The 24,726-nt window shown below is 41.9% G+C and carries 28 protein-coding genes and 1 pseudogene; 8 read left to right on the top strand and 21 right to left on the bottom strand.

Annotated features, from left to right (window positions below; translation table 11 throughout):
* Positions 1 to 7: 7 nt before the first annotated feature.
* The 4 genes from FQT24_RS08685 (at position 8) to FQT24_RS08670 (ending at position 2,613) form a co-directional block, all read left to right on the top strand.
* Complete coding sequence (locus FQT24_RS08685; RefSeq protein ID WP_000078018.1) at positions 8 to 685, top strand: DUF1129 domain-containing protein; 678 nt, start codon at positions 8 to 10, stop codon at positions 683 to 685.
* Between the two features lie 15 nt (positions 686 to 700).
* Positions 701 to 1,048, top strand: coding sequence for a hypothetical protein (locus FQT24_RS08680; RefSeq protein WP_000331824.1), 348 nt, complete (start codon positions 701 to 703; stop codon positions 1,046 to 1,048).
* Positions 1,049 to 1,209: 161 nt separating this feature from the next.
* Complete coding sequence (locus FQT24_RS08675; RefSeq protein WP_049487390.1) at positions 1,210 to 2,244, top strand: S66 family peptidase; 1,035 nt, start codon at positions 1,210 to 1,212, stop codon at positions 2,242 to 2,244.
* 105 nt (positions 2,245 to 2,349) lie between these two features.
* Positions 2,350 to 2,613, top strand: a complete 264-nt coding sequence (locus FQT24_RS08670) for a SemiSWEET family transporter (protein ID WP_000166114.1) — start codon at positions 2,350 to 2,352, stop codon at positions 2,611 to 2,613.
* An 84-nt stretch (positions 2,614 to 2,697) separates the two neighbouring features.
* Here FQT24_RS08670 and FQT24_RS08665 read toward each other — a convergent pair whose 3' ends face one another.
* Genes FQT24_RS08665 through mutL form a run of 3 tightly spaced genes read right to left on the bottom strand, consistent with a single transcriptional unit; the run spans position 2,698 to position 5,829 of the window.
* Positions 2,698 to 3,261, bottom strand: coding sequence for a DNA-3-methyladenine glycosylase I (locus tag FQT24_RS08665; RefSeq protein ID WP_049487389.1), 564 nt, complete (start codon positions 3,259 to 3,261; stop codon positions 2,698 to 2,700).
* Positions 3,262 to 3,270: 9 nt separating this feature from the next.
* Complete coding sequence (gene ruvA / locus FQT24_RS08660) at positions 3,271 to 3,864, bottom strand: Holliday junction branch migration protein RuvA (protein ID WP_084862868.1); 594 nt, start codon at positions 3,862 to 3,864, stop codon at positions 3,271 to 3,273.
* Between the two features lie 15 nt (positions 3,865 to 3,879).
* Positions 3,880 to 5,829, bottom strand: a complete 1,950-nt coding sequence (gene mutL, locus FQT24_RS08655) for a DNA mismatch repair endonuclease MutL (RefSeq protein WP_143952755.1) — start codon at positions 5,827 to 5,829, stop codon at positions 3,880 to 3,882.
* A 205-nt stretch (positions 5,830 to 6,034) separates the two neighbouring features.
* Between mutL and FQT24_RS08645 the strand changes: the two genes are divergently transcribed.
* From FQT24_RS08645 to FQT24_RS08635, 3 genes are all read left to right on the top strand, one after another.
* On the top strand, positions 6,035 to 6,475 hold the full coding sequence (locus tag FQT24_RS08645; protein ID WP_143952754.1) for a LytTR family DNA-binding domain-containing protein: 441 nt from the start codon (positions 6,035 to 6,037) through the stop codon (positions 6,473 to 6,475).
* Complete coding sequence (locus tag FQT24_RS08640) at positions 6,472 to 6,930, top strand: DUF3021 domain-containing protein (protein ID WP_143952753.1); 459 nt, start codon at positions 6,472 to 6,474, stop codon at positions 6,928 to 6,930. The genes FQT24_RS08645 and FQT24_RS08640 overlap by 4 nt, the downstream gene beginning before the upstream one ends.
* Before the next feature lie 215 nt (positions 6,931 to 7,145).
* The gene (locus FQT24_RS08635) at positions 7,146 to 8,408 is read left to right on the top strand and encodes an NRAMP family divalent metal transporter (RefSeq protein ID WP_143952752.1); all 1,263 of its coding nucleotides are present in this window, start codon (positions 7,146 to 7,148) and stop codon (positions 8,406 to 8,408) included.
* A 399-nt stretch (positions 8,409 to 8,807) separates the two neighbouring features.
* Here FQT24_RS08635 and nrdI read toward each other — a convergent pair whose 3' ends face one another.
* The 5 genes from nrdI to FQT24_RS08600 all read right to left on the bottom strand — a co-directional run bounded on the left by nrdI (position 8,808) and on the right by FQT24_RS08600 (position 13,510).
* Entirely contained in the window at positions 8,808 to 9,278 is a 471-nt protein-coding gene (gene nrdI, locus FQT24_RS08620) for a class Ib ribonucleoside-diphosphate reductase assembly flavoprotein NrdI (RefSeq protein ID WP_143952751.1), read from the bottom strand.
* 77 nt (positions 9,279 to 9,355) lie between these two features.
* Positions 9,356 to 9,889 carry an ABC transporter permease gene (locus FQT24_RS08615; protein WP_000729020.1) on the bottom strand — a complete coding sequence of 178 codons (534 nt, stop codon included), beginning with the start codon at positions 9,887 to 9,889 and terminating at the stop codon, positions 9,356 to 9,358.
* A gap of 60 nt (positions 9,890 to 9,949) precedes the next feature.
* On the bottom strand, positions 9,950 to 11,236 hold the full coding sequence (locus FQT24_RS08610; RefSeq protein ID WP_143952750.1) for a response regulator transcription factor: 1,287 nt from the start codon (positions 11,234 to 11,236) through the stop codon (positions 9,950 to 9,952).
* Between the two features lie 11 nt (positions 11,237 to 11,247).
* Positions 11,248 to 12,918, bottom strand: a complete 1,671-nt coding sequence (locus FQT24_RS08605; protein ID WP_313769920.1) for a sensor histidine kinase — start codon at positions 12,916 to 12,918, stop codon at positions 11,248 to 11,250.
* Positions 12,896 to 13,510: a YesL family protein gene (locus FQT24_RS08600; protein WP_143952748.1), complete on the bottom strand. Its 615-nt coding sequence runs from the start codon at positions 13,508 to 13,510 to the stop codon at positions 12,896 to 12,898. Before FQT24_RS08600 ends, FQT24_RS08605 begins: the two co-directional genes overlap by 23 nt.
* Positions 13,511 to 13,644: 134 nt before the next feature.
* Between FQT24_RS08600 and FQT24_RS08595 the strand changes: the two genes are divergently transcribed.
* Positions 13,645 to 14,214, top strand: a complete 570-nt coding sequence (locus FQT24_RS08595; protein ID WP_143952747.1) for an MptD family putative ECF transporter S component — start codon at positions 13,645 to 13,647, stop codon at positions 14,212 to 14,214.
* An 89-nt stretch (positions 14,215 to 14,303) separates the two neighbouring features.
* Here the strand turns inward: FQT24_RS08595 and FQT24_RS08590 are convergent, their stop codons facing one another.
* The 13 genes and pseudogenes from FQT24_RS08590 to FQT24_RS08530 form a co-directional block, all read right to left on the bottom strand.
* On the bottom strand, positions 14,304 to 14,996 hold the full coding sequence (locus FQT24_RS08590; protein WP_143952746.1) for a methionine ABC transporter permease: 693 nt from the start codon (positions 14,994 to 14,996) through the stop codon (positions 14,304 to 14,306).
* 1 nt (position 14,997) lies between these two features.
* A complete protein-coding gene (locus tag FQT24_RS08585) occupies positions 14,998 to 16,059 on the bottom strand; it encodes a methionine ABC transporter ATP-binding protein (protein WP_143952745.1) in 1,062 nt (353 codons plus the stop codon).
* Positions 16,052 to 17,425, bottom strand: a complete 1,374-nt coding sequence (locus FQT24_RS08580; protein ID WP_143952744.1) for a M20 family metallopeptidase — start codon at positions 17,423 to 17,425, stop codon at positions 16,052 to 16,054. Before FQT24_RS08580 ends, FQT24_RS08585 begins: the two co-directional genes overlap by 8 nt.
* Positions 17,426 to 17,521: 96 nt before the next feature.
* A complete protein-coding gene (locus FQT24_RS08575) occupies positions 17,522 to 18,376 on the bottom strand; it encodes a MetQ/NlpA family ABC transporter substrate-binding protein (RefSeq protein WP_125455845.1) in 855 nt (284 codons plus the stop codon).
* 153 nt (positions 18,377 to 18,529) lie between these two features.
* The gene (locus FQT24_RS08570; protein ID WP_143952743.1) at positions 18,530 to 19,360 is read right to left on the bottom strand and encodes an amino acid ABC transporter substrate-binding protein; all 831 of its coding nucleotides are present in this window, start codon (positions 19,358 to 19,360) and stop codon (positions 18,530 to 18,532) included.
* Positions 19,361 to 19,463: 103 nt separating this feature from the next.
* The gene (locus FQT24_RS08565) at positions 19,464 to 19,787 is read right to left on the bottom strand and encodes an AzlD domain-containing protein (RefSeq protein ID WP_143952742.1); all 324 of its coding nucleotides are present in this window, start codon (positions 19,785 to 19,787) and stop codon (positions 19,464 to 19,466) included.
* Positions 19,777 to 20,472 carry an AzlC family ABC transporter permease gene (locus FQT24_RS08560; RefSeq protein WP_143952741.1) on the bottom strand — a complete coding sequence of 232 codons (696 nt, stop codon included), beginning with the start codon at positions 20,470 to 20,472 and terminating at the stop codon, positions 19,777 to 19,779. The genes FQT24_RS08565 and FQT24_RS08560 overlap by 11 nt, the downstream gene beginning before the upstream one ends.
* Before the next feature lie 226 nt (positions 20,473 to 20,698).
* Entirely contained in the window at positions 20,699 to 20,986 is a 288-nt protein-coding gene (locus FQT24_RS08555) for a bacteriocin immunity family protein (RefSeq protein ID WP_239499790.1), read from the bottom strand.
* A gap of 226 nt (positions 20,987 to 21,212) precedes the next feature.
* A pseudogene (locus tag FQT24_RS08550) lies at positions 21,213 to 22,076 on the bottom strand (XRE/MutR family transcriptional regulator).
* 106 nt (positions 22,077 to 22,182) lie between these two features.
* The gene (gene tsaD, locus FQT24_RS08545; protein WP_143952740.1) at positions 22,183 to 23,193 is read right to left on the bottom strand and encodes a tRNA (adenosine(37)-N6)-threonylcarbamoyltransferase complex transferase subunit TsaD; all 1,011 of its coding nucleotides are present in this window, start codon (positions 23,191 to 23,193) and stop codon (positions 22,183 to 22,185) included.
* On the bottom strand, positions 23,183 to 23,620 hold the full coding sequence (gene rimI, locus FQT24_RS08540; protein WP_143952739.1) for a ribosomal protein S18-alanine N-acetyltransferase: 438 nt from the start codon (positions 23,618 to 23,620) through the stop codon (positions 23,183 to 23,185). The genes tsaD and rimI overlap by 11 nt, the downstream gene beginning before the upstream one ends.
* A complete protein-coding gene (tsaB, locus tag FQT24_RS08535) occupies positions 23,617 to 24,300 on the bottom strand; it encodes a tRNA (adenosine(37)-N6)-threonylcarbamoyltransferase complex dimerization subunit type 1 TsaB (protein ID WP_143952738.1) in 684 nt (227 codons plus the stop codon). Before tsaB ends, rimI begins: the two co-directional genes overlap by 4 nt.
* 103 nt (positions 24,301 to 24,403) lie before the next feature.
* The gene (locus FQT24_RS08530; protein WP_143952737.1) at positions 24,404 to 24,619 is read right to left on the bottom strand and encodes a hypothetical protein; all 216 of its coding nucleotides are present in this window, start codon (positions 24,617 to 24,619) and stop codon (positions 24,404 to 24,406) included.
* Between the last annotated feature and the right edge of the window lie 107 nt (positions 24,620 to 24,726).

Raw genomic sequence — 24,726 nt, 5'->3', positions numbered from 1 at the left:
AATTCCTATGTCTCAGATTGATCTACAAAAATTAACAAAGAAAAACCAAGAGTTTGTCCACATCGCTACCCAACAATTCATCAAAGATGGGAAAACAGACGCTGAAATCAAGACTATTTTTGAGGAAGTCATTCCCCAAATCCTTGAAGAGCAAGCCAAGGGTACGACTGCTCGTTCTCTCTATGGCGCGCCAACTCATTGGGCTCATAGTTTCACTGTCAAGGAACAATATGAAAAAGAGCATCCAAAAGAAAATGATGATCCAAAACTCATGATTATGGATTCAGCCCTTTTCATCACTAGCCTCTTTGCTCTCGTCAGCGCCCTCACAACCTTCTTCTCAGCAGATCAAGCTATCGGTTACGGTTTGATTACCCTCCTATTAGTTGGACTTGTTGGTGGATTTGCCTTCTACTTGATGTACTACTTTGTTTACCAATACTATGGACCAGATATGGACCGCAGTCAACGTCCACCTTTCTGGAAATCTGTACTGGTTATCCTAGCTTCTATGTTCCTTTGGTTGCTTGTCTTCTTTGCAACAAGCTTCCTACCAGCTAGCCTTAACCCAGTACTTGCTCCATTGCCACTGGCTATTATCGGAGCAGCCCTCCTAGCCCTTCGCTTCTATCTCAAGAAACGCTTGAATATCCGTAGCGCAAGTGCAGGACCAACACGTTACTAAGAAAAGGAAAGAGCTATGGCATATAGTCAATCTTTAGCTCAGCAGATTCGAAAAATTCTAGCGCTCAAACTTCCTCCCCAAATTTTCGAAGAAGAGCTAGAAGAAAAGAAGCTGTTTGGTGGCCTGGCCTTTATGATTCGTGGTAAAATGGTCCTTACTGTCAGTTCCAGAAAGGATGAACTGGTTATGGTCAGAATTGGCAAGGAAATGGAGAAGCAAGTTCTACCCCGAACAGGAGCTCATACTACATTGATGAGGGGGCGCCTTTATCATGGGTATATAGACTTAGATATAGAAGGCCAAAAAGAATTGCCTTACTGGATTGATTTGGCTCTCTCCTATAATCAAGAGTTGACCAAGTAACTCATATCTAGCGAGATTACTGATTAGAAAACGAAAAGCAACTGCACCAGCGGTTGCTTTTTCACTTGCTTGCCTACAAGCTTCCCTCTACCCTTTTCCCTATAGTTTTCTCCCATCTTTTATGATAAAATAGGCTCAATCAATTTCTAGGAGGAAGAAATATGGTTTCTACTATTGGTGTTGTTAGTTTATCTAGTGGCATTATCGGAGAGGACTTTGTCAAACACGAAGTGGACTTGGGTGTCCAACGTCTCAAGAACCTGGGACTCAATCCTACCTTTTTGCCTCATTCGCTAAAAGGATTAGACTTTATCAAGGACCATCCTGAAGCTCGTGCAGAGGATTTGATTCATGCCTTTTCTGATGATAGCATCGACATGATCCTATGCGCCATCGGTGGAGACGATACCTATCGCTTACTACCTTATCTTTTTGAAAATGACCAACTACAAAAGGTTATCAACCAAAAAATATTTCTTGGCTTCTCAGATACAACCATGAACCATCTCATGTTGCATAAACTAGGTGTTAAAACTTTTTATGGTCAATCCTTTTTAGCAGACATTTGTGAATTGGACAAAGAAATGCTAGCCTATAGCCTTCACTACTTTAAAGAATTGATTGAGACAGGAAGAATCTCAGAAATTCGCCCTAGCAATGTTTGGTATGAGGAACGAACTGATTTTAGTCCCAAAGCTCTGGGGACACCTCGTGTCAGTCATACAAATACTGGTTTTGAGTTGTTACAAGGAACTGCCCAGTTCGAGGGGAAAATCCTCGGTGGTTGCCTCGAATCCCTCTACGATATCTTTGACAACTCTCGATACGCAGATAGCACGGAGCTCTGCCAAGAATACAAACTTTTCCCTGACTTGTCAGACTGGGAAGGAAAGATCCTCTTGCTAGAGACAAGCGAAGAAAAGCCTGAGCCGGAAGACTTCAAAAAGATGTTACAAACTTTAAAGAACACTGGTATATTCAAGGTCATCAGCGGACTCTTGGTCGGGAAACCTATGGATGAAACTTTCTATGACGACTATAAAGAGGCACTATTGGATATCATTGACAGCAATATTCCAATTGTCTATAATCTGAATGTCGGCCACGCAACTCCGAGAGCAATTGTCCCCTTCGGAGTCCATGCCTATGTAGATGCACAGGAGCAAGTCATTCGCTTTGACTATAACAAAAAATAAATAGTGTATCTATTTTTGTGCTTTTGTATTCGTTTTCGTTACAATTTGTATCTGAATTTATTGCATTTCGCTAATTTCTATGATATCCTTTTGAAGGAGGTGTATATGACAAAACAAAAAATTAATCGAATCGTAGGTTCTATTGGTGCCTTTATTGGAATCATAGTATTTATTGCCTACATACCTCAAATTATCGCTAATTTACAGGGAAATAAAGCTCAACCATTTCAACCTTTATCAGCTGCTATATCTTGCTTAATCTGGGTTATTTATGGATGGACAAAGGAACCTAAGAAGGATTGGATACTAATCATTCCAAATTCAGCTGGTGTTATTTTAGGTGGAATCACTTTTTTGACTTCACTCTAACAAATCTAATAGTATATATAAAAAGCTGGGAAAAATTTCTCAGCTTTTTTCTATATTCTCAGATATGCTAGTTACCTGTACATACTAACGACCGCTTTTCCACTCACAATCATTCTCATGGTCATCAACTAGCCCTGCAGCCTGTAGAAAAGACAAGACGGCGACTGGGCCTGTGAACTTGAAGCCTCGTTTTTTGAGATCTTTGGCTAACTTCTCAGACAGAGGTGTTTTAGCTGGGGCTTGGCGGTAATCGGGAACATCGTTAACGATCGTTTTCCCCTCAACAAAAGACCAAAGATAGGCATCAAAAGAGCCGTACTCTGCCTGTAGTCGTAGAAAGGCTTGGGCGTTAGCGCGTGTAGCAAAAATCTTGGCTCTATTTCGGATGATGGCTGGATTATCCAGCAAGTTTTCCAATTCGGTGTCGGTCATCTCTGCGACCGCTTGAATTTGATAGCCATGAAAGGCTTCTCGGAAAGCTTGGCGTTTGTTAAGTACCGTTTCCCAAGACAGGCCCGCTTGATAGGTTTCCATACACAACAACTCAAACAATGCTTGGTCATCATGGAGGGGCTGGCCCCACTCCTCATCATGATAGGCGATATAGAGCGGATTGGTCATCTTGACCCACGAACAACGTTTTGTCATGCTCTGCTCCTATTTGACCAACATTTTAAGGGCCGACTTGATATAGTTCTCAGCTGTATCTGTCGTTCCTTCAAAGAATTTCTTGATTTTCTTGAGCTCAGTTGCCTTATAGCCCAGTGCCAACATGGCTTCCATAGCTTCTTCCAGTTCTTGGTTTTCAGCGCTTGCTTGCACTGCGACCTTAGCAGGAAGGTCATCTCCAGCAACTACTACCTTGCCTTCCAAGTCCAGCACCATCTGCTGGGCTGTTTTCTTACCAATTTTAGGGAACTTGGTCAAGTAGGTAATGTTCTTGGTTTCGATGGCTTGAACCAGGCCAGCATTATCATCAGCAGCGATAATAGCCAGAGCTGATACAGGACCAATCCCAGAAACCGAAATCAGACTGAGAAAGAGTTTCTTCTCGTCCTCTGAACGAAATCCATAAAGCAGCTGAGCATCCTCACGCACGACCTGATGCACATAAATTTGAGCTTCTTGGTTGACTTGTCCTGAGTAGGCGTAGGGGTTAGCCACATGCAGGATATAGCCGATACCGTTGACTTCAAGAACAATGTATTTAGCAGTGATTTTAGTAATGATTCCTTTTAAATATTCGTACATAGTTTTCCTTTTAGTTTAATATTTCCCCAACTCACGGAGACTGGTATGATTTTCCTGAATGCGTCGGAACATCTTTTCCATATCCGACTTGGTAAAATGCACTAAAACAGGACGTCCGTGGGGACAGTTATAGGGATTGTCACATTGAGAAAGTTGATAAAGCAGCTGTCTGGCCGAATGGTCGTCAATACGATGGTTGGCCTTGATAGACCGTTTGCAGGACATCATAATAGCCAACTCTGCTCGGTATTTCTTGATAGAAACTTCCTTGGTCAAAAGGAGCATGTCGCACATCTCATAGATGCCTGATTCAATCTCTTCTTCTGCCATCCAAATAGGATGTTCACGTAGGATAAATTGATTTTCCCCGTACTCTGCTAGAAAGACGCCCACTTCCTCCAAAAGTGCCATTCTTTCCTTGAGACGCAGAGCATCATCTGCTGGAAATTCAAAGATATAGGGCACTAGGAGTTGCTGTTGGCTCTGGTCAACATTGCCAATGCTTTCACGGTATTCCTCATATTTAACCCGTTCCTGAGCCGCATGTTGGTCTATGATGTAGAGTCCATCTCGCCCTTGAGCAAAGAGATAAGTTCCATGCATTTGTCCGAAAAATTCCAACTCTGGGAAGCTTGATGATTCTTCTCGTTCTAGCTTGTCATAAGCCTTATCCAGACTGGCTAAATCTAGCTCTGGATGGTCTAGCTGGTCATAGCTAGCTGGCTTTCTCTCTGCAAAATGCAGTTTTGCTGGCTTGGTCAATTGGTCCAAGGTTTCCTTGGCAAACAAAGTTAAGTCCTGCCCTTCCTCAGTTAATTCTACCTGATAATCAGCCACCTCAGCTTGGCTAGGTCTTGTCGGCTCAGTTCGCTCATAGTAGAGAGTATTTTCTTTAAGTGGGAGAATGGTTTGCTCTACCTTTTGACGATTACGCACGGTAGATTTGGCAAGATTTTCCAAGGCATCTGGAATCAAGGTTTGTGCCTTGAGACTATTTGCAATAGCTTCTGAGACCAACCCCATCAGTTCTTTTTCCTTGGAAATCCGCACTTCTTGCTTGGTCGGATGCACATTGACATCCGCTAGATAAGGGTCGATATGGATGTGAATGACAGCCAGTGGAAAACGGCCCACCATAAGCTTGCTTCCGTAACCATCCAAAATAGCACGATTGAGTAGAAAGTTCTTGATATAACGGCCATTGATGAAGAGGCTGATATAGTTTCGGTTGGCTCTAGTTAACTCAGGCAGGGAAACAAAGCCTGAAATCTCGAAATCTAGATCAGAATTCTCAATTTCAATCATCTTCTTGGCACTGACTAAACCGTAAATCCCTGCAATAGCTTGGCGTAGTTGGCCAGTCCCTGCTGTCCGCGTCATTTCCTTACCATCACTAACCAAACTAAAAGAAATCTCAGGATGGGCCAAGCCCAGACGGTTAACAATATCAATGATATGAGACAACTCCGCCTGCTGACTCTTCATATACTTGAGGCGGGCAGGCGTGTTGAAAAAGAGGTCCTCCACACAAACCTTGGTTCCCACAGGACTAGTCGCTAGAACGACTTCTTCAACTTCTCCCCCACGCGCGACGAGCTTGGTTCCATGACTTGCTCCCTCAACTGCTGTCAAAAGAGTTAAAACGCTGACGGATGCGATAGAAGGCAGGGCTTCACCACGAAAACCAAGCGTCCGAATCCGAAAGAGGTCTGCTTGATTTTTTATCTTACTGGTCGCATGACGACGCAAGGCCAATTCCACCTCATCGTGGGCAATTCCATGACCATTATCTGTGATTTGAATCTTCTTGAGACCAGCTTCCTCAATCTCAATGATAATCTGACTAGAACCCGCGTCAATGGCGTTTTCTACCAGCTCCTTAACAACGCTAGCTGGACGCTCGATAACCTCTCCTGCCGCGATTTGGTTTGCCAGAACCTCTGGCAATTCAATAATATGAGACATCTTTCAGCCCCTTTCTGTACCTGTTTTCCTAGAAATTGATTAGTGCTATTATACCATATTTCAGAAAGGACAGAAAAGCTCCACCACATAAGAGCCAAATCCTTCCACATAGACAAAGTCCCTTGCCAGGTGTCGTAAAATAGTGTTTAATAAAGATATACAGGAAGTGATCACAACCTTGTATAACTAAAAAGGAGAGAAATTTATGAAAGTAGAACTACAGATTAGTGAAACTTACGAAGAGGAAAAGCTGATTATTCAAGCACCTCAGCCGACAGATAAAATCCAGAAAGTCATCGAGTTCGCAGAAAATCTGGACCGAACAGAAACAATTAAAGGGAAAATCGATAATCAGGTCTATCTAGTTAAGATTGGTAAGATACAACGCTTCTATATCGAGAATCGGAAGGTTCTAGCAGAAACAGCAAGTCAGACCTACACCATTGACTTACGACTCTATCAGGTCCTTGAACTCTTGCCAACCAATTTTATCCAAATTTCCCAATCAGAAATCATCAATATCGATTCCATCTCTCATCTCAAGCTCACCCCCAACGGCCTAGTAGAAATTTTCTTGAAAAACGAAAGCTTCACCTACTCTTCACGCCGTTACCTAAAAACCATCAAGGAGAAATTAGAACTATGAAAAAACAAATCTTCCACGACGCAGCCACCGGTGTTCTTATCGGCCTCATCCTCTCTATCATCTTTTCACTCATTTATGCACCAAGTACCTACGCCCCGTTAAGTCCCGACTCTCTTATCGGACAAATGATGACTCAACATCAGGTTCACGGTGCCTTGGTCTTGCTCTACTGTACTCTTATCTGGGCAGCCATCGGTATGCTCTTCAACTTTGGCAACCGCTTATTCAGCCGTGACTGGAGCATGCTTCGTGCGACGCTTTCCCATTTCTTCCTCATGCTAGTAGGCTTTATCCCACTAGCAACTCTAGCAGGTTGGTTCCCCTTCCACTGGATCTTCTATCTCCAGCTCATTATCGAGTTTTCAATTGTCTACCTCATCATTTGGACTATTTCCTATAAAAGAGCATCAAAAAAAATAGACCATATCAATCAACTCTTGAAGCATAAAAAGTAAGAACCTCATAATAAGCAAATCCGAGAAAGAAACTTCTCGGTTTTTCTTTATCCTGCTGCACCTTTCTATCATAGCGGTTATTTTCAGATCTTCTTTGTAAATTTTCTGTAATTTTCTATCTTTTTTCAAAATATTCTTGCATTTTCCCAAAGTTTTTTGTAAAATATAGATTACATATCCAGATTATTCTGAAAATTCAAAAAGGAGTACTTATCATGTCGCAAGCTATTTCGTTAAATCAATCAACCTGGACAAGTAAACTAAAAGCAATGGGACCTGGAATCCTAATGGCTTCTGCCGCTGTTGGCGGTTCTCACATTGTATCTTCCACTCAAGCTGGTGGTTCTTACGGTTGGTCTCTACTTCTCTTGGTCATCTTAGCCAATGTCTTTAAATATCCATTTTTCCGTTTTGGTGCTGAATACACAGCTGATACTGGAAAGACTTTGGTTGAAGGTTATGCCGAAAAAGGGAAACTCTATCTCTGGATTTTCTTTATCCTAAATGTCTTTTCTGCTATGGTCAACACAGCTGGTGTCGCCATTCTGTGCTCAGCTATCATCGCTAGCGCCTTTCCAATGATCGGTCTTAGCATCACTCAATGGTCCCTCATTCTCGTTGCCATCATTTGGGCTATGCTACTCTTTGGAGGCTACAAACTCTTAGACGGCATGGCAAAATGGATCATGTCAGCTTTGACCATTGCAACTGTTCTTGCAGTTATCATCGCGGCAATCAAGCATCCAGAATACAGTTCTAATTTTGTCGAGAAAACACCTTGGCAAATGGCAGCTCTACCCTTCATCGTCTCCCTCCTAGGATGGATGCCTGCTCCTATTGAAATTTCAGCTATCAATTCACTTTGGTCTGCTGAAAAGAAAAAGACCATCAACTTTAACACTGAGGACGCTCTATTCGACTTTAACGTTGGTTATATTGGAACAGCTATCCTAGCCGTCTTCTTTGTGGCACTAGGAGCACTGATTCAGTATCCTACAGGGCAGGCAGTTGAAGCCGCTTCAGCCAAATACATCTCTCAATTCGTGGGCATGTATGCCTCTGTTCTTGGCGAATGGTCCCGCTACTTGATTACCTTTATTGCCTTCCTCTGTATCTTTGGAACAGTTATCACTGTTATCGATGGCTATTCTCGTGTCAATCAGGAATCTCTCCGACTGCTAATCAGTCAAAAAGAAGATAATCGTAAATCTTTGAATATCTGGATGACCATTACTGCTATCGTCGGTATCATCATTATCAAATTCTTCGCTGGTCAGGTTTCAACCATGCTCCGCTTTGCCATGATTGGTTCTTTCCTGACAACACCTTTCTTTGCTCTTTTAAATTACGCCTTGGTAACGCGTGAAAACAAAAATCTTCCTTCTTGGCTCAAACACCTTGCCATTGCAGGATTGATTTTCCTCTTTGGCTTCGCCATCTTCTTTATCTACGCACTCGCAATCGGAAAAGCAGGATAATCGACAAAGCGCGAGATGAAGATAATACTCTTCGTAAATCAAATTCAAACCACGTCAACGTCGCCTTGCCGTACTCAAGTACAGCCTGCGGCTAGTTTCCTAGTTTGCTCTTTGATTTTCATTGAGTATAAGGTTTCATTTCAAGAGAAAATTCAGTAAATATTTCTATGATAAAAAGCATAAGAACAAGGTTTTTAAGACCTGAACTTATGCTTTTTTACGTTCTCAAAGACTGTTTATACTCAAAAAACAGTTGAACAACTTCAACCACCTCTTATAAGAACTTTATACTATTCGAAAATCTCTTCAAACCACGTCAGCTCTATCTGCAACCTCAAAGCTGTGCTTTGAGCAACCTGCGACTAGCTTCCTAGTTTGCTCTTTGATTTTCATTGAGTATTAATTCTCCCTTTCCAACTCATACAAATCTGCGATAATCGCTGCGACACGTTTGATATCTCCCAGCATACCTCGCATTTCAAAATCGGCTAATACAGGGAAACCAAAGCGTTGACTGTATTGCTTGGCTGTCAGACAGTATTGGTTATTAAAGTTACGATTTCCTGAACCAACCACACCAAAACACTTACTAGCATTGTCACCATAGGCTATAAAATCCCCCACTGGTGTTGTCAAAATCTCGACATCTCCGTTATCCACGCCATTCCCACCTTCTAGGTAGGTCGGTAAAAAAGCGACATAGGGATGGTCCATTTCATAGAAATCTTGGCCTTCCTTGACCAAATCCTTGATATGAATCTTTTGGACCTCAATTCCCTCGTACTGGGACAAGAGATAGTCTTTCAAGCGCGTCACAAAACTCTCAGTATTGCCACTCAAACTAATATAAACTAAAGAAATTGTCTTCATATTTTCCTCCATGATTTTATTTTTAATCGAAAAAGAACTACCAAGATTGTAACTTGATAGTTATTTTTTGTCAATACTTAGGCAAGTTCTTCTGTTTCCTCTTCTTCAGCCAAGGCTTTCTGTTGACGCCACATCTTATAGAAGACAAGGGCTAAGAAAAGAACATTGATGACGATATAGAAAATGCTAACGGCTTGTGAAATAACACTTATCCCTAAACGCATGGTCTCATCGTGAACTAACTGCACAGCGTCTTGTAAACTAACATAGCCATAAATCGAACCAATAATGGCTAGCAAAACATAGCCGACATAAGTATAGTTTGCATATTGCAAATTCTTACGAACAAGGAAGACAATCGCTACTACAACTAAAATAGCAGATAGTACAATCAAGGCCATATTAAAAATAGAATGAGATGATTCTGCTACTCTATAGGTGTAATTGATGTTGTCTTCTAATTGCTGGGCACTAAGTCCTGCAACATGTGACTGTTTAGCACGAAGGACTTCTTTGCTAGGCAAGGGACTCAACATTCCAAACAGAGACATAGCTGAAATAAGAGCAGACAAGATTAGCAAGACCCATAGATAAATTGGTTTCTTTTTCATAATAGAACCTCCTGATATTATTATTGATATTATAGCACTTTTTGTAAAGGGATACAAATTTTATAATGTCGTTTCTACCTGTTTTCGGTAGGCTTTTGGCGATTTTCCGCACAATTTTCGGAACACTTTATAGAAATATCCAACATTACTGTAACCAACAGCATAACAAATATCTTCAATACTGTCACTAGTTGAAAGCAAGAGCTGTTGGGCAGCCTTAATGCGTTGTTTGTTTAAAAGCTCTGCAAAGGTCGAATTGGTTTCTCGCTTAATCAACTGCCCCAGATAGACAGGATTGATAAAAAGATCCTTACTAATATCCTTGAGAGAAAGTTCTCTCTGATAATCACGCCCAATAACTTCCAGAACACTAACCACATTTTCATTCATTCGATATTGCCCAAAGAATCGGGTCAGAGTTTCCTTGATATAAGGAACCAATTCATCGAAGGTTTGAATAGCATGAATCGTTTTGACAATGTCCGTCATATCATCAGCTTTGAGGTGTTCAAACAAGTGGAAGACATCCATGACAAACTGGATAAAAAGCTGTTTGGTAATCGGAACACGCGGCGTATTTTCAAGAACCACCTTCTCCAAGAGATTTAACTCTTCTACGATTTGATTGAGATTTCCCTGAATGATAACCCTATAAATCGGTTCGTAATAGGTAAAGAGACTCTCAGACTGTTGTAGATTTACAGAGCCGTAAAAGAGGGCTTTCTCAGCATTCAGCTTCCAGCGTTCAAAGTGTTCTTGATAAGGAGCTTCAAAGGGAGTAACGACTAAACCATCTAGGGGTTGATCAGAAATGAAAATCTGCCAGTCTTGACCCAAGACATAGTAGGGAATGGTGAAGGAGCCTTGTTTTTCCTTGGATAGACCTATCCACCAATTCTCCTTATCCCCTAAATAACTAACAAATCCAGCCTCGTCTAAATCTTGACTGAGGGTCTGACTTTTCTTTTCTCTCTCGCCGAGCTGACCTGCAATCTTCTCCAGCAGATTTCCCAACTCTACCTTATCAACAGGCTTGACCAAATAGTCCACCACACTAAGGTTCATTGCTCTTTTTACATAATCAAACTCCTGATAACCTGAGAGTAGGATATAGGCTGCATCTGGTAAGATTTCTTTCATCTCCCGAATCATATCAAGCCCTGTTTTATCGGGCATATTGACATCGGAAATGACCACATCGACAGGATTTTCCTGAACATATTCTAGGGCTTCATCGGCATGACTGGCTGTTGCGACGACCTCCATATCCCACTTATCAAAGGGAATCAAACGTTTCAGACCTTCTGTCACCATGTACTCATCATCTACTAATAATACTTTATACATTTTCTCCCTTTCTACTCATCTTGAATTGTAATACGATACTGAACACCTGCTTGCTCCGCAGACTCTATAGTAATGGCATAGCGGTCCCCAAAATAGAGCACAAAACGCTCATGTACATTGACAATCCCGATAGACTGCTTTTGATCACTGTAACTGGCTTGGTGTTCAAAATGTCTCTGCCTTAATTTTTCTCGGATATTTGCCAGTTTTTCAGCCGACATACCACGGCCATTATCGACCACTAAAATTTCCACAAAACCATCCTGTTTAAGAGCCTTGATACTAATCACATTATCTGTCCGTCTATGGTCAACACCATGCGCGAAATAGTTTTCTACCAGCGGTTGCAAGGTAAACTTAGGAATTTTCATATTCTCTAGCTCTGGGTCTATCTTGAAACCATAGGCAATGGACTTGGGATAGCGAACCATGCAGAGATAGCTGTATTTACGACAAAATTCTAATTCCTGTTTGAGAAGGGTCTCTCTTTCGTCGGAAATATTGTTACGCAAGAGACTACTGAATTCATAAATGATATCTGCCAACTCATCTTGACTTTGCATAACTGCATACATGCGCAAGAACTCCAGCGTATTATACATAAAATGAGGATTGATTTGCGCCTGCAAGGCCCGCATATTGGCATCTTTTTGACTAAGCTCTAACTGATAAATATCATGGATATTCTTTTCTAAGCGATCCAACATATCATTGGTCGTCTCCGCGATTAGGAGCAATTCCTGATCCTTTTCAAGCGTATCAATGCGAAGACCTTCTTGTCCTTTGGCAATAGCTTGGATGGAATCCACCAGGTCCACTACCTGCTTTTGATAATTAGCAAAAGTCTTCCTCAAAGTCAGATAGAGAATGACAATAAAGAGAAGGCTCAAGCCCACAATCAAAGCAGAGCTAGCCACTGTTCCTTGTAAAACAAAGTTTTTAGGAACTGCCACCTGAACCTGATATCCATGAGAGGTAAAACCGACAAACCAGTTCTCATGTTCCCTATTGACCCTCTCACCAATATGAAAAATCTCCGTATCAAATGGTGATGTCACAGTCACAGCCATCGGGATATGACCTCGGGTATTGTCAATGGCATGATATAAGACTTCTGGATCCAAGGAGATGTAAATCACTCCTATAGATTGATCCGTTGCTGGGTCCAGAACTGGAATGCCAAAACTATTGGCCTCTGGTTTAAAGGCCTCAGCAGGCAAGATATGACCACTTCTTTTATCCCTTGTTGAAACATAAACTTCTTTAAAATCCTGCAAGACGATTGCAACACCCGTTATAGAGTCATTTTGGACATAAAGATCATCAATGTTTTCATACAGAGAAATAGAAGTTGACGAAGCTGCTTGATGCTCCAATAGCCAATAAAAATACTCAGAAGTTGACAAGCTAAAGTACTTATAAATCCCTTGTATCCGTTCTTGATTGGCTACTAAATCTTGCGCCAGTTGGGCTGATTCCCGATAATAATACTCCACCTCATCGACTGTTCGAGTGGTTACACGCTGGGCTACTCTTTGAGCTTCCTTTTCCCGTGAATCCCAGTCAGCGTAAGAGAGTAAGATTGCAAAACTCGCAATAATAATCATCATAACTGAACTGTAGGTTCTTAGAAGCGTATGTAGCCAAAACTGCTTCATTCTATTTTGTCGCCAATTTTTCATGGATACTTTCATAGACCGGTTCCAACATATCACTGATAAAGAAATGCCACATCCCAATTCCTACAAAGAAAAGTAGGGCAGGCATATAGTAACCAATTGCCACAAGTAGCACTGTCCCAAGGAGAACCTTGGCCACAGGCGCTAAGCTCATAAAGATGCCAATCAAGGATAGTTTGAGACTATTTCGATAGGACAAATCAAAATAAACTTGTAATTTCAAAGAGACTGTATAAGCCAAAAAGATCAGGGCAACTACTAGGACATTCAAAAAGGTCGCAATCAAATGAATAATAGTCTGATGAGGCAATTGCACCAAGAGATACAGGCCATAGACCAAAACTAGATCCACCCCTAAAAAGCTATAGAAAATCAGGTTGCTTGAGACGAAATTTTGCTTATAGAGAGACCACGCCTCCTTCAAACTGTATTCCCGAAAGCTATAACCATGTTCTGCATACAAGCTCATCAAGGTGGCACTAGCCGGCGCTAGACCAAGGATAATCCCTCCCACCAAGGTTAATAACCAAAAGAAGGCTGTCGCAATCATCCCTAGAAAGAAACGATTAAAGACAAAGTCTAAAAATCTCCCCATGATATCCTCCTAAAAATAACTATGAAACTATTATATCATATTTCAAGCGTTTTCAAAAAATTCTAGTGCCCATTTACAATCCCATCAAACCGTGATACAATGAGAATTATGAAAAAATGATCAGGAGACAATTCATGAAGAAATCTATCTTAACTACACTGCTTTTTGCAGTTCTTTACTTCCTCTGCATGGGGATTGGTGTCCTTTTGGGCAATCTCTTTGACCAAACTGGAAACATGTTTTATGCGCCTGCTTTTACTGCCCTTGTCGGCGGTAGCGTCTATATGATTCTGGTCGCAAAAGTTCCGCGCTTTGGAGCCATTACCACTATCGGCCTTGTCATCGCCCTCTTTTTCTTGGGAACTAAACACGGTGCTGGTGCCTTCCTTCCTGGAATTATCTGTGGTCTCCTAGCAGATGGAGTAGCTAGCCTCGGAAAATACAAGGACCAAACAAAGAACTTCTTTTCTTTCATTCTCTTTGCCTTTAACACAACTGGTCCAATCTTACTTATGTGGATTGCTCCCAAAGCCTATATGGCAACCCTTCTAGCAAGAGGAAAATCACAAGAGTATATCGACCGTATCATGGTTGCGCCAAATCCTGGAACCATCCTTCTATTTGTTGCAAGTGTAGTCATCGGAGCCCTATTGGGTGCCTTGATTGGACAAGCCTTGAGTAAAAAATTTGCACAGAAAATCTGATTACTAAAAAAGAGCCACACGGCTCTTTTTTATTTGGCTCTATAATATTTGTAGTGGGTAAATCCCCTATAGATCTTATGGAGCCCTTTTTATTTATGGCTCAATTTCTTGGTCAAGAAGTCTCCCAAGAATTGGATTGTAAAGATAATCAAAATGATAATGATGGTTGCCAAAATGGTCACATCGTGATTGTAGCGGTTAAATCCATAAGCGATGGCTACGTTACCGATACCACCAGCTCCAACCGCACCGGCCATAGCTGTTTCACCGACTAGTGAAATCAAGGTTACAGTCGTCACACGGATCAAATCTGGAAGGCCTTCTGATAGGTAAACACCTACGATATCCCAGAATGTCGCTCCGCTAGCTTGAGCCGCCTCAATGACACCACCATCTAGCTCAGCCAATACCACCTGTACTTGACGGGCAAAGAAGGCAAAGACTGCAAAAGATAGGGGTACAATAGCCGCATTTGGACCAATACTTGTTCCTACGATTAGATGAGAGAAGGGTGACAAGACTGCCAAGAGAATGATAAATGGTACCGCACGGAAAATAGAGGTAATCTTATCCAAAATCCAAAAAACAACTTTATTTTCCAAAACACCACCCGGCGCTGTCAAGACAAGGAAAAGACCTGCCACTAGCCCCAAGAACCCTCCGATGATGAAGGAAAGAACTGTCATATAAAGGGTTAGATAGATGGCTGTTCCCCAGCCTGCCTGACCAGCCCAGCCCATTTTATAGACATTTGGCAAATAGATTTGAATCAATGATTCCATCTTACTGTCCTCCCTTCAATACTTTTAGTTGTACGCCTGCTTGACGAATGGCTTCTTGGGCGCCTGCTAGCGCTGCTTTTTCACCTGACAAGACCACAACTAATTCTCCAACAGGAGTGCCATCGAGGATTTCGATATTCCCATAGAGGATATTAGCCGTTACTTGGTAACGCTTGTACAATTCATTCAAAAGTGGTTCGTCTGTTGAAGCCCCTGCATACTTGAGCTGCACCAAAAGGCTGTTTTCAGACAGGTGTTGCACGATTTCTTGCTTCTCGATTTTGACCATGGCTTCATCAATACCTGTGGCTGTTGAGATAAAGTCTTGAGTCAAGGGTTGTTTAGGGTCTGAGAAGATTTCAAGGACACTGCCCTCTTCAATCAAATGCCCATCCTGCATAACTGCCACACGATTGGCGATGTCTTTGACAATCTGCATTTCATGTGTAATCAAGACAACTGTCAAGCCTAATTTTTGGTTCAAATCTTGCAATAAGGCCAAAATCTGCTTGGTTGTCTTAGGGTCAAGGGCAGAAGTTGACTCGTCTGAAATCAAGATTTTTGGATCATTTGCCAAGGCACGCGCAATGGCCACACGCTGTTTTTGCCCTCCAGATAATTGTGAAGGGTAGTTTTCAGCACGGTCTGCCAAGCCAACCAAGTCCAACAACTTGGCTACTTTAGCCTTCTTTTCTTCCTTGCTGAGTCCAGAATGTTTAAGTGCAAAGGCTACATTCTCCTCTGCTGTCTTTTGACTCATCAGGTTAAAATGCTGGAAAATCATTCCGATATCCTGACGTTTACGACGCAACTGCTCTGCCGTCAAGGTCACCTTACCATCAAAAATCACATCATCGTCAATGGTAATTTTGCCTGCAGATGGTTTTTGCAAGAGATTAATCACCCGTACAAGGGTTGATTTCCCTGCTCCAGAATATCCAACGATTCCGTAGATATCCCCTTCTTGGATGTGAATGGTCACATCCTTGACCGCTGTGATGGTTCTCTTCTTTTGGTGAAAAGTCACATCGATCTGATCTAACTTGATAATATTTCTACTCATAGCTTCTAATCAGCTCCTCTACTAATTCAATATGGGTGTAATAATCGGCGATTCGCACGTTCTCATCTCCACCGTGGTCTCGGCTGTTGGCATTTCCTAAACCGAAGGCCACCATGGGCACCTCTAGGGCATCAAAGACCGTATGCATAGGCCCTGTCCCCGCTGTCGTCGGCAAGACTGAAACGCCCTGTGGATAGAATTTCTTGGCCAACTCGATCACATTGAGAATGGCTGGTGCGCTCATATCGCTTCGATAGCTCATCTCTCCCAAGGTATAGTATAATTCTACCTTATCAAAGCCATTTTTGTCTAGCTGTTTCCGAATTTTTTCCAGAACATCATTCGGTTCTAGACCAGGAACCAAACGAACTTCTAACTTAGCACTAGCTTCTGCAGGCAAAATCGTTTTGACTCCTTGTCCTTGATAACCTGACTGAATCCCTTCGATATTAAGGGCTGGCTCGAAAAAGAAACGTTTTAGAAAGGCTGCGCGATCCTCTTGTAAGAGAGGCAATTCCAAACCATAAATCTGGCTGATTTCCCCTGGATTTCGTTGGGCGTAAGTATCCACCAAGGCCAATTCACGTTCATTTGGTTCTTGCACTTCTTCGTACAAACCTTCAACCAAGATACGGCCATCTGCGGCACGAAGAGACTGTAGAGCTTGAAGGAGGTACCATGGAGCTGACTCCACAACCCCACCATAACTAGAGTGGATATCCACATCAGCACTTTTCACCTTGGCATCAAAGGTCACAATCCCCTTATTTCCACCAGAAATTTCTAGCTGTTCCAAGGCATTTTTGGTTCCTTGTTCCCAGACCAACAAATCTGCACCACGGAGTTTATCCGCATGTTTTTCCAGATACTTATCCAGGTCTGTCGAAGCCGATTCCTCCGCACCCTCCATGATAAAACTAATATTGACAGGCAGATCATCATGATGCTGCATATATTTTCTCAAAGCACTCAAACGAGCTGTGATATGACCCTTGTCGTCATCAACCCCACGCCCATATATGAAGCCATTGCGCACCGAAAGCGTAAAAGGATCCTCTGTCCAGACCTGATCCCCATCAGCTGGTACAGTGTCATAGTGGTTATAGAAAATCAAGGTCTTGGCATCTGGACGCGAACTCTTGAAATGTGCCATGACAAAAGGCGCCGTGTAAGTCTCATCAATCTCCACTTCAGCCCCAACACGCTTGAAAATCTCACCCAGATAATTTGCGACTTCCTTGAGACCAACCTGCTGGGCAAAGACTGACTTCTTAGAAATCAAGGTACGCAAAACCTCAAAATAATGCTGGGCCACATGATCCTTTTCAAATTTTTCAATCTGTTCTTGTTCACTAGGAAAAACCATATTCTCTCTACCTTTCTATGAACTACTTTTTCTGACAATCCCTGCTCTATACAAAAGCAAGAGGTGGAATTCTCTCTCCCACCTCCCTGTTTCTTATTACCAAACTGGTTGATCCAAACCGTCTGATGTTTCTTCGATAACTTTTTTCACTTCATCTGTATGGTAAGCTGCAACAACTTTCTTGATAGCATCAGCTTTTGGTGATGACTCCCAATCTTTTTTCGCAACAATGATGTTGTACCATTGTTTTGAGTTTTCATCAGCTTGTTCTTTGAAAAGTGCTTTCTTGTAGTCCAATTTTGCTTCTGTAACGAAGGTATTGTTTACAACGGCAGCGTCAACTGATGACAATGAACGAGCTGTTTGGCTAGCGTCCAATTCAGTGATTTTCAAGTTCTTTGGATTTTCTTTGATGTTAGCAACTGTTGCAAGAGCAGTTCCAGAAACATCCAATTTAATCAAACCAGCTGATTGAAGCAAGTAAAGCGCACGGCTTTCGTTTGTAGCATCGTTCGGTACAGCGATTTCTCCGTTTGCTGGGATGTCTTCTACTTTAGTGTACTTGTTGTCACTTCCATTCAAACCTGAGTAAAGGCGGATTGGAGAGATGTAAGTATCTGCAATCGCTACAAGGTCTTTCCCGTTTTCCTTGTTCCAGTTGTTCAAGAAGTTATAGTGTTGGAAGGCGTTCAAGTCTACTTCGCCATCAGCAGTTGCCTTGTTTGGTTGTGAGTAGTCTGTGAACTCTGTAAATTCTAAAGTGATACCGTCTTTTTTAACCAATTCTTGGATTTTGTCCCAACGTTTTTCTTCAGAACCGCTACGGTTAACAGTTGCGATTTTGATAGTTGTTGCATTGTCTGCTTTCTTTTCTGAGTTTCCGCAAGCTACAAGAGCCAAACCTGCGACTGTAGCAAGGGCTGCTACACCAAGCCATTTTTTGATTTTCATGATTCTTTCTCCTTAAAAATAATACCGTACTAGTATCTCACAATTTGTTTGATTTCACAAATTGTTATTAGATAGTCAGATATATAGTTTAAAACTATATCCCTAAAAACTGAGAAACCACCCACCTTACTCAGAATGGATGATTTCAAGGAATTATTTAATATCAGCTTCTGCTGGTAGATAAGTGCCTCCGAAGAATTGTTTAGACAATTTTTCAAGAGTTCCGTCTTTGTAGAGTTCTTGTATACGTTTGTCTACAAATGTTTTCAACTCATCTTGACCTTTAGCAAGAAGTGGGTAAACATAAGGTTGTTGGTCGCTTGGAAGTTCAATAACTTTCAAGTTGTCCAAACCTTGGTCCTTGATGACTGTTTCAACACCGATTTTATCAAAAATCTTGTAGTCAAACTGGCCATCGCTCAAGCGTCCCATGATTTGTTGGAAGTCTGCTTTAGTATACTTTAGGACAGTTGGATTATCTGAATGTTGTTTGTTGTAGTCTTCTAGCTGTTTAGCAGAAGTTGTCCCTTGAACAACTTCTGTTGATTTTCCACCGATATCATCAAGCGATTTGATGCTAGGGTCATCTTTTTTCACTACAAGAACGTTAGGGTTTTTAGCAGTTGGAGCTGCATAAAGGTATTTTTCAGCACGTTCTTTAGTGTAGCTGATGTTGCTAACAGCCATATTGTAACGGTCGGCATCAAGTCCTGCAAAGACTCCTGACCACTCTGTCTTCTCAAACTTGACATCATACTTGTCAGAGTCTTTAAAGATAGCGCGAACCACTTCAATTTCGTAACCAGTCAATTCGCCATTTTCTTCATAGTTGAATGGTTTTGGTGTAGCATTAGTTGCAACGATAATTTCTTTCTTGCTAGCTGCTTCTCCTTCTTTCTTAGCACCACCTGAGCAAGCTGCTAACACACCTGTAGCAACAAGCCCTAGGGCAGCAAGAGATGAGTATTTAACGATTTTTTTCATGTCATTTCCTCCAAAATAGAATACCTTATTATCTTATCAGAAAAAAAGTAATTATGCCATTATATGATATTTATCTCTGTGATAGATTTTCTTTATAGCCCATTTAAAATAGTAAACGTAGGACGGCAATCAAGATCACTCCAAAGAGAACTGTTCCGACTAGATTGCGGTAGCGAAAGGCTACCCAAGCTGTTGGAAAGACTGCCAAGAAGTCCAGCCATTTGATTTGAGGAAGACTACCAACCTTGCCTGTTACTACGCTTGAAAGAATCAAGGCAAAAATAATAGAAACGGGCAAAAATTTCAAAAAACGCTCAACGATTGCAGGCAAACCCTTATACTTGACCAAGATGAAGGGAATCATACGGGGAATCCAAGTCACCAAGCCAGAGAAAATAACTGCTAATAAAAGATACTTACTGACCATCTAAAACCACCCCCATTGTACAACCAAGTAGCGTCGCAAACAGAACAGCTAGTGACTGAGACACCACTGTCAAGAGTAAAAAGAAGGACACCGCAACAACTGCTAGGATAATAAACAGATTGCGAACAGGAATCCGTCTTTGCATAATCTGGAATTGCGAAGCAAAAATGCCGATGAACATCCCAACTAGGGCAAAATCCAAGCCAAAGATTTCTGGATTTGGCAGCAGGCCACCCAGAGCCGTTCCGACAACTGTTCCCACAAACCAAGCCACATAGCTGTTGAGATTGTTTCCGTGCATCCACATAGGATTGACCTTGTCTGCATGGGCCAATTCGCCCATCAAAACGCCATAAGTCTCATCCGTCAAAAGACTAGACATACCGATATTTTGCCAGAGGCTGGTATGACGGAAATAGGTTGACGCGTGCAAGCTCAACAAAAAGAGACGCAAATTGATCAAAAAGACCGTCATAGCAATAGCTGCCACAGGCGCTTGAACCGCAATCAGGGCCAACATGGCAAACTGGGCACTCCCAGCATAAACAAAGAGGCTCATCAAGCCCATCTCAACAGGTGTCACATAGGGCGCACCGATAATCCCACAGGCCAGTCCGATACTGACATAACCCAGGGCCGTTGGCATAGCTGCCTGCGCCCCCTCCCAAAATCCTTTTTCTTTCATCTTTCTCCTCATATTGTCTTAATAGGTGGGCTGAAAAGGCTCCAGCCATAGCATGGACTATTATAACACATTCAGGAAAGAGAAAAAAGTCTGCTGATTGTAATCAGACAGACTCCATTTTATTCCATGGTATCAAAGGCAAGACTTGGTTTGGCATTGAGGTCCAAGTCTTACTTATATTTAGATTCATCCATTATGCGATGTTAATGCCTTATTTTATAATAAATCATATCTTAAAAATGCCAGACCACACTATTCCCTGCTTATATTTAGCTTCTTTCTTTTGGACAAATTTTGCTAAATCCAATAACTCTGTCGGTGGTTCACCTTTAAAGCTCAATAATTCTTTAGAGACGGCAAATGAGAGACGTACAGCTAGCAAATCTTCGCTAGTACTAGAAAACTGTTTCGCTGTTTCCAGCAATTGCTTCCTAAATTCTTCCGTCAAGCGAATTTCTTTATTATTGTACAGGGAATGAATTAAAATTTGTAACTGACTCTGTTTTTCCATCATTTACCTCATTTTATCTAGGACTCCAAGTTTCACTTTTAGTCCAGCCATTTACAGTATTTCAATATTAAAAATAAACTGTACGAGTCTCTATTTGTAAACTACTTCTGCGACCTAGGATTTGCTTGAAGTGCTTTACAAGGATAGTATAACACGAAAATTGGCTTATTTTAAAAAATCGCATATTTGATATTTTTTCTTATAGAAATTTCAGATTTGCGATTGTTGACTAATCGATAAGTTCTTTGTATTGTTGTAAACGTAATTCAAAGAGGGCTATCAATTGTGGATTTTCTAATACTTGCAGAGATTGGATAAAGTGTTCAATCTCTTTTTGATTGCTTCCTTTGGTTTGAAGAAAAATACTCATTTTCTTTAAAAATTGCCACGATACTTTCTCAAAAACATCATATGGTCGCAACATGCTCTCCAGCTCAGCTTCAAAAATTGGGATATAGGAGAAAAGTTTACGCTCCATGAGTTCTGATAAGATATTTAAGAGTCCTTGCTTCATATACAATCTATTATGTACTAACTCTTTAAATTCTTTAGATTTCTCAATTAAAGCGGTTGATAAAAATATCAAATCTTGATTGCTCAAGAAGGGCATAGTATTACAAAAGAGATAGAGTTCAAACCAGGTCCAAGACTCAATAGCATAGAGATAGATGGTTAGAAACTCCCTATCCTCCTCTGCTAGGGGATAATTTTTATCTAAGGAATGAATGGCATCTTTGATTACAATAGCATTCAAACGACGATAGGTCTCTGCCATCTGTTCTTGCTTGACTTCCTCCAACAGTTGCTCTAAGCCAGCAATATCTTAATGAGCAAAGCGATCCACAACCCTTCTACCAATTCGCATATGTGGAGATTCTTGATAGTTGTTGAGCTTATGCCCAAACTCATCAAAATTCATATTGATTCCTTGAATAGCTAGAATTAACTTGTCCGCAGATAACATAGACTGCCCTAGTTCAAACTTAGACAACTGAGAGGCTGTTAGTCCAGCACAAGCCACATCTGACTGCTTGAGCTTTCTTGCCAAGCGCAATTCCTTGTAAAATTCTCCCAATTCCATTCTCTCAATCATCTGACCACCTCCTATTCTTTATATATTATATCATTATTTTTACAGTTTTGTCAAAATATTCTGACATTTTAGCGAGTGAAAAAGCCAGCCTTAAGCTGACTCCATTTTATTCCATCGTATCAAAGGCAAGACTTGGTTTGGCATTGAGGGCCAAGCTTGCGAAGTTTTCTTTGTTCCACTCGCTGACACTGGCATAGGCAATCATACCTGCATTGTCTCCGCAGAGGCGTAGAGGTGGAATGATGACATTGACATCTGTGATTTCAGTTGCTAGGCGTTCTCTGAGGCCTTTATTGGCTGCCACGCCACCTGCCACAACCAGGGTTTTAACAGGGTATTTTTCCAAGGCCTTCTTGGTTTTTGCCATAAGAATATCCAAGACAGCTGCTTGGAAGGAAGCACACAAATCCTCTGTGGACAAGCTTTCTCCCTTTTGCTCGGCATTGTGGTGAAGATTGATAAAGGCAGATTTCAAGCCTGAAAATGAAAACTCCAGATTATCTTCCTTAATCATGGCTCGAGGAAAATCATAAATATCCTGCCCCTGATGAGCTAGCTCGTCAATCTCACGACCGGCAGGATAGGTCAAGCCCATGACACGGCCAACCTTATCATAGGCCTCACCAACCGCGTCATCTCGCGTTTCCCCAACAATCTTGTAATCACCAGCCTCCGAAACATAAACCAACTCTGTGTGCCCACCGCTAACCAAGAGGGCTAGCAAGGGAAACTCCAAAGGCTCCACACTCTGAGCGGCCATGAGGTGGCCAGCCATGTGGTTAACGGGAATCAGCGGAAGCCCATGCGCCCAAGCAAAGGCCTTGGCAGCTGACAAACCAACTAGCAAGGCTCCGACCAAGCCTGGTCCATAGGTAATAGCCACAGCTGTCACGTCCTCTTCCGTAATCCCTGCTTCTGCTAGAGCCTCCTCGATACAGGCTGTAATGACCTCGACATGGTGACGACTAGCTACTTCCGGCACTACGCCCCCAAAACGTTTGTGACTCTCAATTTGACTAGCAATGACATTGGACAAGAGCTGGTCGTCGTTTTTCAAGACGGCGACACTGGTCTCATCACAGGATGTCTCAAATGCTAAAATATATCTATCCTTCATCTATTTCTCTCTTCATGATAATGGCGTCCTCGACTGGGTCATGGTAGTAGGCCTTTCGCTCAGCGATGACTGCCATCTTTTCTTTCTTGTAAAATGCTTGCGCTCGTTGATTTGACTTTCTGACTTCGAGGAAAATCTCCTTGTCTGTCGGCAATTGAGCAAACAAGTCTGACGCAATTCCCTTACCCTGATAGGCTCCTTTAACAGCGATTTGCAGGACTTCTGCCTCAAAAAGATTCTCCTGCACAGCTAGAAATCCAATCACTTCTGCCCCATCATAAGCTAGAGCATACCAAGTCTGATCTTGAGACAGGTCTGCTTGGATTTGCTCCAGCGTCCAAGGGCTGACTGGGTAAACAGCTGCCATGACAGCGTAGATGCCTTGAGCCAAGTCAGGTTGCTGTTGGATTCGTTTAATTTCTATCATAGGCGTTTAATGTAAGACTCTCCAGACTCGGTGTGGTTCTTGAGCCAGTTTTCCTCAGCCTCGACACGCTTGAGGTAGTTAGGCACAAAATCATGCAAGGAGTCTGCTTCCTTGTCCCAGGCCCAGAGAGCTAGATTAGCTGCATTTGGCAAGGTTTCTTTGAAATTAGTCCTTGGCAAGTGTTCTTGAATCTGCTCCACAAAGGGGGCAACTTCTCCGACAAAAGTTACCTGGCTAGCACCCTTGATTAGCTCAATGACTCGCTCAAAAGGCAGGTGCGCTTCTGGCATGACAGGTTTGGCATTTTCATAAAATCCTGCGTAAACATTGTTGCGACGCGCATCCATCAAAGGGACGAACAAGCCTTCTTGTTGGTAGGGCACCAGAGCCAAGAGGCTAGACATACCAACTAACTCAATGTTCAGGGTATGAGCCAAAGTCTTGGCAGTTGCTACCGCAATTCGCAAGCCTGTGTAGCTACCTGGCCCTTCCGCTACCACGATTCGGTCCAAATCCTTGGGCGTCCAATCCAAACTTGCCATCAAAAAATCGATGGCAGGCATAAGGGTAATACTGTGATTTTTCTTGATATTAATCATCGTCTCGGCAAGAACCTGCTTGTCCTCTAAAATAGCGAGAGAAAGAGCCTTGCTGGACGTATCAAAAGCTAATACTTTCATAACACATTCCTATCTTTTTGTCTGCTTACTATTATACTACAAAAGCTGGCACATGGGAATTTTCTTTATCCCCAAACAAAAAGCCCCAGCATGAGCAGGGCATCTAAGCATTTAATCCAAAGTAAAATACAAACCAAACGACATAGGTTACGAGGAGGAGAAAAATCGAGTAGAGAGTCACAAAGGTAATTTTCCACAAGAACTTGGTTTGTCGTTGTTCCAGTTTGGCAAATAGAAGATTCCCCACATAAACGCAAGCAACAAAAACAATAAAAGCTACCAAGCGAGCTCCGATAGCAAAAGCAAATAAGTTATACATAGGGCAACCTCCTTGACTTAAAATCTATATGGAATTATGACAAGCAATAAATTTCACTTCCAGTATCAATATAACACATTTTCTTTACTTTTGCAAACGCTTACTAA

Origin of the sequence: Streptococcus mitis, from assembly GCF_901542415.1 — a bacterium.
GTDB classification, from domain to species: Bacteria; Bacillota; Bacilli; order Lactobacillales; family Streptococcaceae; genus Streptococcus; species Streptococcus mitis_BL.
The sequence above is the reverse complement of the archived record's forward strand: the minus strand, read 5'-3'. Positions and strand labels throughout refer to the sequence as shown.

What these genes read in the sequence shown, in the direction of transcription:
- FQT24_RS08685 (WP_000078018.1), top strand. Translation starts at nt 8, where the DNA reads ATGTCTCAGATTGATCTACAAAAATTAACAAAGAAAAACCAAGAGTTT.
- FQT24_RS08680 (WP_000331824.1), top strand. Translation starts at nt 701, where the DNA reads ATGGCATATAGTCAATCTTTAGCTCAGCAGATTCGAAAAATTCTAGCG.
- FQT24_RS08675 (WP_049487390.1), top strand. Translation starts at nt 1,210, where the DNA reads ATGGTTTCTACTATTGGTGTTGTTAGTTTATCTAGTGGCATTATCGGA.
- FQT24_RS08670 (WP_000166114.1), top strand. Translation starts at nt 2,350, where the DNA reads ATGACAAAACAAAAAATTAATCGAATCGTAGGTTCTATTGGTGCCTTT.
- FQT24_RS08665 (WP_049487389.1), bottom strand. Translation starts at nt 3,261, where the DNA reads ATGACAAAACGTTGTTCGTGGGTCAAGATGACCAATCCGCTCTATATC.
- ruvA (WP_084862868.1), bottom strand. Translation starts at nt 3,864, where the DNA reads ATGTACGAATATTTAAAAGGAATCATTACTAAAATCACTGCTAAATAC.
- mutL (WP_143952755.1), bottom strand. Translation starts at nt 5,829, where the DNA reads ATGTCTCATATTATTGAATTGCCAGAGGTTCTGGCAAACCAAATCGCG.
- FQT24_RS08645 (WP_143952754.1), top strand. Translation starts at nt 6,035, where the DNA reads ATGAAAGTAGAACTACAGATTAGTGAAACTTACGAAGAGGAAAAGCTG.
- FQT24_RS08640 (WP_143952753.1), top strand. Translation starts at nt 6,472, where the DNA reads ATGAAAAAACAAATCTTCCACGACGCAGCCACCGGTGTTCTTATCGGC.
- FQT24_RS08635 (WP_143952752.1), top strand. Translation starts at nt 7,146, where the DNA reads ATGTCGCAAGCTATTTCGTTAAATCAATCAACCTGGACAAGTAAACTA.
- nrdI (WP_143952751.1), bottom strand. Translation starts at nt 9,278, where the DNA reads ATGAAGACAATTTCTTTAGTTTATATTAGTTTGAGTGGCAATACTGAG.
- FQT24_RS08615 (WP_000729020.1), bottom strand. Translation starts at nt 9,889, where the DNA reads ATGAAAAAGAAACCAATTTATCTATGGGTCTTGCTAATCTTGTCTGCT.
- FQT24_RS08610 (WP_143952750.1), bottom strand. Translation starts at nt 11,236, where the DNA reads ATGTATAAAGTATTATTAGTAGATGATGAGTACATGGTGACAGAAGGT.
- FQT24_RS08605 (WP_313769920.1), bottom strand. Translation starts at nt 12,918, where the DNA reads ATGAAAAATTGGCGACAAAATAGAATGAAGCAGTTTTGGCTACATACG.
- FQT24_RS08600 (WP_143952748.1), bottom strand. Translation starts at nt 13,510, where the DNA reads ATGGGGAGATTTTTAGACTTTGTCTTTAATCGTTTCTTTCTAGGGATG.
- FQT24_RS08595 (WP_143952747.1), top strand. Translation starts at nt 13,645, where the DNA reads ATGAAGAAATCTATCTTAACTACACTGCTTTTTGCAGTTCTTTACTTC.
- FQT24_RS08590 (WP_143952746.1), bottom strand. Translation starts at nt 14,996, where the DNA reads ATGGAATCATTGATTCAAATCTATTTGCCAAATGTCTATAAAATGGGC.
- FQT24_RS08585 (WP_143952745.1), bottom strand. Translation starts at nt 16,059, where the DNA reads ATGAGTAGAAATATTATCAAGTTAGATCAGATCGATGTGACTTTTCAC.
- FQT24_RS08580 (WP_143952744.1), bottom strand. Translation starts at nt 17,425, where the DNA reads ATGGTTTTTCCTAGTGAACAAGAACAGATTGAAAAATTTGAAAAGGAT.
- FQT24_RS08575 (WP_125455845.1), bottom strand. Translation starts at nt 18,376, where the DNA reads ATGAAAATCAAAAAATGGCTTGGTGTAGCAGCCCTTGCTACAGTCGCA.
- FQT24_RS08570 (WP_143952743.1), bottom strand. Translation starts at nt 19,360, where the DNA reads ATGAAAAAAATCGTTAAATACTCATCTCTTGCTGCCCTAGGGCTTGTT.
- FQT24_RS08565 (WP_143952742.1), bottom strand. Translation starts at nt 19,787, where the DNA reads ATGGTCAGTAAGTATCTTTTATTAGCAGTTATTTTCTCTGGCTTGGTG.
- FQT24_RS08560 (WP_143952741.1), bottom strand. Translation starts at nt 20,472, where the DNA reads ATGAAAGAAAAAGGATTTTGGGAGGGGGCGCAGGCAGCTATGCCAACG.
- FQT24_RS08555 (WP_239499790.1), bottom strand. Translation starts at nt 20,986, where the DNA reads ATGATGGAAAAACAGAGTCAGTTACAAATTTTAATTCATTCCCTGTAC.
- tsaD (WP_143952740.1), bottom strand. Translation starts at nt 23,193, where the DNA reads ATGAAGGATAGATATATTTTAGCATTTGAGACATCCTGTGATGAGACC.
- rimI (WP_143952739.1), bottom strand. Translation starts at nt 23,620, where the DNA reads ATGATAGAAATTAAACGAATCCAACAGCAACCTGACTTGGCTCAAGGC.
- tsaB (WP_143952738.1), bottom strand. Translation starts at nt 24,300, where the DNA reads ATGAAAGTATTAGCTTTTGATACGTCCAGCAAGGCTCTTTCTCTCGCT.
- FQT24_RS08530 (WP_143952737.1), bottom strand. Translation starts at nt 24,619, where the DNA reads ATGTATAACTTATTTGCTTTTGCTATCGGAGCTCGCTTGGTAGCTTTT.